1 pseudogene is annotated in these 951 nt (G+C 37.2%); it reads left to right on the top strand.

The window, feature by feature from the left end:
• Positions 1–543: 543 nt before the first annotated feature.
• Positions 544–951, top strand: a pseudogene (locus ACS8FD_RS17520) (carboxy terminal-processing peptidase); the annotation flags it as partial.

Raw genomic sequence — 951 nt, 5'->3', positions numbered from 1 at the left:
GATGTCTTCATTTGTCAATGCGGTGCTACCGATATCGATCATTAACACACCATACATGGCAAGATCCTTAGAGTGCTGTGCACTTATATTATGAGTTTTGATAATGACTGGTTATTGATATTATTGGTTTGATGATGACATCATTAAAGCAGCATGGGTGAAAACTGCCTTTTTCTATCAACCTATTATGCCAGTTGTCGCTTATCAGACCTATGTTAATTTAGCAGATACAGCTGTTAGTATATTTATCATCGCTACCATTTAAGTATAGAATTATTACCACAACTTAAGTTGTATAACTGGCGTTGATCAAACCATTACTATAAATATGATAGCACGTACAATAAAGACGATAGAAAGTTTGGTATGTATAGACGTAGCGTGTAAGATTGTTTATACAGTTTGAGACAGTTGTAAGCCAATGACCATGCTAATATTGAACGCAAAGTATTCTATAGTAACAAACCCGTTTAAGACATATTGATAGGACAATTTAAGACACATTTTAGGCATTTTATCACTTAAAACAACCAGGTACACATAATGAAAAAACAACCAGCACAGTGGTTACTCAGCGCAGCGTCAGTTGGCGTAGCTGGGCTTATTCTGACACAAAGCTATGGTACAGCAGTAGCAGATACTGGTACTGAAGGGTTTGTCCAAACTCCTGAACAAAAAATTACAACTAGGCAAGTCGCGGCACTGTTAGACCGCAGTCATTATTTGAACCAACCACTTGATAGTGAAATGGGCAGTGAAATTTTGTCTATGTACATTGATAATCTAGACCCAAATCATACGTTGTTTTTGCAATCTGATGTTGATGAATTCGAAAAGAAATATGCAAGCGAATTTGGCAATCGACTCAAGCGCGGTGATCTATCTGCTGGTATCGACATTTTTGAGCGTTATCGCAAACGCTCCAATGAATATTTTGAGATGGCAACAAAG

The sequence above is a fragment of the Psychrobacter sp. 1U2 genome, assembly GCF_051847575.1.
This window is presented reverse-complemented; position numbering and strand designations above follow the sequence as displayed.